At 38.0% G+C, this 4,376-nt stretch carries 7 protein-coding genes and 1 pseudogene; 2 read left to right on the top strand and 6 right to left on the bottom strand.

The window, feature by feature from the left end:
- Positions 1 to 535: 535 nt before the first annotated feature.
- The 4 genes from CDZ78_RS18965 to CDZ78_RS18950 form a co-directional block, all read right to left on the bottom strand.
- The gene (locus CDZ78_RS18965) at positions 536 to 871 is read right to left on the bottom strand and encodes a PIN domain-containing protein (protein WP_230990891.1); all 336 of its coding nucleotides are present in this window, start codon (positions 869 to 871) and stop codon (positions 536 to 538) included.
- Between the two features lie 34 nt (positions 872 to 905).
- Positions 906 to 1,235, bottom strand: coding sequence for a hypothetical protein (locus CDZ78_RS18960; RefSeq protein WP_230990892.1), 330 nt, complete (start codon positions 1,233 to 1,235; stop codon positions 906 to 908).
- Positions 1,236 to 1,607: 372 nt separating this feature from the next.
- Entirely contained in the window at positions 1,608 to 1,823 is a 216-nt protein-coding gene (locus tag CDZ78_RS18955) for a hypothetical protein (protein ID WP_087871368.1), read from the bottom strand.
- Positions 1,810 to 2,082, bottom strand: coding sequence for a BrnT family toxin (locus CDZ78_RS18950; protein WP_087871367.1), 273 nt, complete (start codon positions 2,080 to 2,082; stop codon positions 1,810 to 1,812). Before CDZ78_RS18950 ends, CDZ78_RS18955 begins: the two co-directional genes overlap by 14 nt.
- Before the next feature lie 273 nt (positions 2,083 to 2,355).
- On the opposite strand from CDZ78_RS18950, the gene CDZ78_RS18945 reads away from it, so the two are divergent.
- Positions 2,356 to 2,625, top strand: a complete 270-nt coding sequence (locus tag CDZ78_RS18945; RefSeq protein ID WP_087871366.1) for a hypothetical protein — start codon at positions 2,356 to 2,358, stop codon at positions 2,623 to 2,625.
- A gap of 18 nt (positions 2,626 to 2,643) precedes the next feature.
- Here CDZ78_RS18945 and CDZ78_RS18940 read toward each other — a convergent pair whose 3' ends face one another.
- Positions 2,644 to 3,459 carry a hypothetical protein gene (locus CDZ78_RS18940; protein ID WP_087871365.1) on the bottom strand — a complete coding sequence of 272 codons (816 nt, stop codon included), beginning with the start codon at positions 3,457 to 3,459 and terminating at the stop codon, positions 2,644 to 2,646.
- Between the two features lie 309 nt (positions 3,460 to 3,768).
- Here CDZ78_RS18940 and CDZ78_RS18930 point away from each other — a divergent pair.
- Positions 3,769 to 3,921: pseudogene (locus CDZ78_RS18930) on the top strand (transposase); the annotation flags it as partial.
- An 84-nt stretch (positions 3,922 to 4,005) separates the two neighbouring features.
- Here the strand turns inward: CDZ78_RS18930 and CDZ78_RS22400 are convergent.
- The coding region (locus CDZ78_RS22400; RefSeq protein ID WP_211200782.1) for a putative transposase at positions 4,006 to 4,376 on the bottom strand (371 nt) is incomplete at its 5' end.

Here is a 4,376-nt window from a genome sequence, read left to right as displayed (position 1 = left end):
CCTTATCTTATTGAAATTTAATCAATAAATTCTTAAGTAAGTAGCATTAGCCCCTCCTTAACTAAAGAGGGGGATTATGTTAATACTGAAGTTTCCCAATAATTATTTATGGTAAAATTGAAACTATGCTACAACTATATGAAAAAAATAGTCTTTTCATTCGTTTCAAATGCTATTGCCTAAGGGGAATTAAGTAGGGGTTTGCTATAAACATGGCAAAACCACCTAAAATAAACCTCGATACACCAGCATTGTGTATTTCAGCTACTCAATAATTGGGAAACTTCAGTTAGTAGATATATTAGAAAGAATGGGAAAGCATGTCACTGTTCAAGTTAGTTGAGTAGTTAATAAAATAAAAATCTAATTGGGTATTAGCAGAGACGCAACCATAAATTAACGACGCCGACCCCTTTGCCTTTGTTAAGATTTTGCCTCGAAATTGGGCTTGGATGCCCAAAATGAGATTTCGCAAAAGTAGGGACTCCCCGCATTGGCCTTTATTTATCACATTTAACCTTACTCTGACCCCCAGTTATTCAGGGGAATAATGTTCTAAGTTGAGTTCTGTTATCGGAATGAAGTGTTTAATATTACTGGTACATAATAATTCATTATGCATGATTGCAGTTGCAGCAATAAGAGCATCTCCCATTTCGACGCTATGGCTTAGTGCATATTGCTTAACTATTTGTCTCGCTTGATAAGAAATAGATGAATCAATATCATAAATCGTAAAATGTAGTGCATTGAGCATTTTTTCAAAAACTGCAAGCTCTTGTTTGTTACGACAGAAGGGGACGTATTCCATATAGGTTACTGCTGATATTGCGCGATCCTGAGTATCTAATATTAACTGTTTCGCGCTCAATACCCCTCTGTCCGCATAAATAAAAATATTGGTATCAAAGATCATTGGGCAGTAGTTGTCTTCCTTGACGAGCAGAACGTAATTCTTCTTCAACTGAATCAATAGCCATGTTTTTATGCATACCAAAAAAGTCATCCATAGCAGCTAATTGTTTAGCTGAATTTTTAACTTTTTTTGCGGGTTGGGCGATACCTAGCGTTTGACCATGATCAGTAATTTCAACTAGCTCACCACGCTTAAGTGCATCAATGAGGACTTTTTGGTTAGTTTGTAATTGGGTGCTTGTAATTTGCATAATGAAAAAGAATGAGTCAAAAACTAAGTATAGTGCATGTGCTAGTATGATCTCAATATAATTTTTCAAGCACCCCTTTGAGTTGCATGGTTATTATGTTAGAAAATAAAAGACTCTGTGGGCTTTTAATCGAGTAGATCTTATTTGTTTTCGTTCAAAATGAAAAATACAATATACAGGTAACCGTTTAGTCCCCCTCCTGGCAAGGAGGGGCTAGGGGAGGTTTTATTAGAAAAGTTCTCCTCAATCCCTATTTTACAAAGAGGATTCTGGGTACTACAGGGTTCATGTATTCAAAAAAAGACCCCTAGATTTTGCTCGCCTATTTAACCTTACTCTGACCCCTGTTATTCAAAGGCCCATTGGTTCAGTTGGGGGGATAGTTTTTTAGGCGATAACAACCAATGAATCTCAATTAAATCGAGTCTGACCATAATAATTCTAATGGGCAGTTGATGTTTTTGCTATATCAATAAGTGACATTAGTGCTTTATTTACTGCCTCTTCGCTTGGAAATGCCTTCACAACCTCTGAGTTAAGAAGTACAAGGTTATGTGATTTATTGTACTCCTCATAATATTTTCCTCGAATACCCTTACCTAGGGCTTCTTTCTTATATTCTGGTCTCATTTCATGTTCTATTTTAGTTTTCTTCATAAATTTTAACCTCATATTTTGTCATTAGGCGTGCACTTATAATTCTAGTTTTTTCGCCACGCATTGTATGAGAGACAATAAGTTTCTTTCCCAGCCGTGATAATCCAAAGGTTATTAACCTAAATTCATTTATAGAATTATCAGGATCATTAAAAGTTAATGCAAGGGGGTCTCCAAAAACTGTTCCTGCTTCATGAAAAGAGACTCTATGTTTTTTTTCATTTATTTTTGCCTTTTTCTTATCCCATTCAAACTCCATATAAACATTTTTTTAATTTTATCTAGATTTGCTATGTTACGATACTACGCCCTGCAAATGCAGTAGTCAACTTGGCATAACAGTAGTTATTGGAAAGAATAAAAAACCAGCAGTTACTTTATTGATGACGCTTGATGTCGCGCTTCACTCGGTGCGAAAGGCTAGGGCCTCAGGGTTCCAAAGACAAGCCCTGGGAATCCCCCAAATCAAGCTGGCTGTGACCCCTTGATTCCAAAATAATCGGAGTACCACCATGGCAACAGTAAAAGAAAAATGGAGGAAGTGATTAAATCCCTGCCTGATGACGCTTCCTATGATGAAATTATGCAGGAACTGGCTTTTCAGCGCATGGTTGAAAGTGGACTGGAAGATTCCCGTCAAGGCAAAGTTATTAACAAGCGAAAATGGGGGCTTTCTATGACACATAAAATATCATTAGACAATCAATATTGTGGCATTGAAAGACCTGACCCCTTGATTTTTCGTTGGTTTTTCTTGACCTCAGTTATTTCAGTAAGTCAAACTATGGACTTTAGTCCATAGTTTGTTGATTAAACCATTTCATTCCACATTTATAACAAGCTCGGCATCGCCACCACTACTAGATACTGATGAATCTATTGGATAATTAGACGGTGGAGTAAAATCAGAAGGTAACAAAATATTATTAGTTAAGCTATTGGCATCTATATTTTCTGAGCCTAAATGTAAATAGTCGGGTTCCGTATTAGGTGGTGCAATAAAATTTACAATATTTACCTGCCCAGGATTGCCATTCTTCAATCTAGCTTTAACAGTAGTACCAGGGTCTGCTAATACATTTGCAAAAAACAATCCTCTGGAGTACACAGGGGGGTCTATAAGTGTTTCATTTGTGACCCAGTTTGTTGATGGAGTGGCATCAGCAGGGGCGTCGTGCTGGATAACATAGTCACTTATAAATGAGCTATTATTAGCATCAGGTATCCAGCCTGCTAGCATAGTCACATTTTCTTCATAAAAAGGAATTCTATCTAAATGTACATCACTTGTATCAAATGTACTACTCTCATAAATGTCATCAGGAGGTAAATCCAAAAATACTGCCCTTGCAGATAGTTGTGTTTCATTATCTGTTAAGTTGAAAGCAAGAGTTGTCACAGGAAAGTTTGTGTCAATTATTGAAAAAGCCGCTTTGGCTTTAACTATCGTTGTGTCTGTACTGTCAGGATCAGGCAAACGTGCTCGAGTTAAAGTTTTTACATAATTGGAATAGCTTGTTAATGACGTTTCATTTGGTGTGCCATCGCCATTAACAAAATAGCTATTAGGTATAATATTCAATGCAATAAGTTTCCAGTCCTCTATCACGGAGACCAAGCCATCTATCCGCTTCATTCTACAGGCATCAACATATTCAGCATCTGTGGCAGCTGGATGTATTTTTGCATCATAGTGATCCCTACAGCAAGTATCACAAAATGGCTGAGGGTCAGAGGGAGGGGCAGCAGAAAGGCCAAGAGTATAGCTTCTAGACTGCCACTCTCCCCGTTTATGTAGGAGTGCTTTCGTTGTATCATCCCAATAGGCAACACCGACAGGGTATTTCCACGTCCCCGTGCCAACTTTACAATCACAGCTAACGGTTAAAAAATCTTCCCGTCTTGTTTCGATTAATGTTCCATTATTAAATGGTAATCGAATTAAATGAGCGCAAGAAAGAAATATTCAAAAGAATTTAAATTGGATGCGGTGAGTCTAGTCATAGACCAAAACTACACTCGCGCAGAAGCATCGAAGAATTTAGGCATCAACCCTAATATGCTAGGGCGTTGGGTAAAAGAAGCTGATACAGATGATGGCAAATAACTGGGGTCAGAGTAAGGTTAAATGGGGGGGGGGGCTTTTTTTGGCGCATTATCAGAGCACCTGATCTCGGGGAATTTACTTTGATCCCAGTTTAAAGATCATCCTTAAATTAGTTCGCGGAAACTTTGTTTCTGTGCTATTGAGTTCATCGCATAATTTTTGTATCGCGACATCATAACTTCGATTGGCCAAATGATGTAATTTCACCGTTAATCTGCCTTGCTCATGATCTGGAATCAGGTCTGCCTCACTACTATAAATTGCCCGTAACAGACTACGAACTTCATCAGGACGCGAGAGCGTTTCTCGCAACAAATTGGCCATTGCCGTTTCAGCTCGATAGGCAATCATTTTGATCGTATCAATGAAATGTTTACTTTTGGTGCTGAGTTGCTGAAATTGCTCCTCTCCGGGTAAGTCTTTCACTTTAAGGTAATGTGGCGTTT

It is taken from the genome of Bathymodiolus platifrons methanotrophic gill symbiont (assembly GCF_002189065.1).
Taxonomy (GTDB): domain Bacteria; phylum Pseudomonadota; class Gammaproteobacteria; order Methylococcales; family Methylomonadaceae; genus Methyloprofundus.
This window is presented reverse-complemented; position numbering and strand designations above follow the sequence as displayed.

Bases quoted from the DNA above. Each gene is read 5' to 3' on its own strand.
- CDZ78_RS18940 (WP_087871365.1), bottom strand. From the start codon at position 3,459: ATGAAGCGGATAGATGGCTTGGTCTCCGTGATAGAGGACTGGAAACTT.
- CDZ78_RS18955 (WP_087871368.1), bottom strand. From the start codon at position 1,823: ATGAAGAAAACTAAAATAGAACATGAAATGAGACCAGAATATAAGAAA.
- CDZ78_RS18950 (WP_087871367.1), bottom strand. From the start codon at position 2,082: ATGGAGTTTGAATGGGATAAGAAAAAGGCAAAAATAAATGAAAAAAAA.
- CDZ78_RS18945 (WP_087871366.1), top strand. From the start codon at position 2,356: ATGGAGGAAGTGATTAAATCCCTGCCTGATGACGCTTCCTATGATGAA.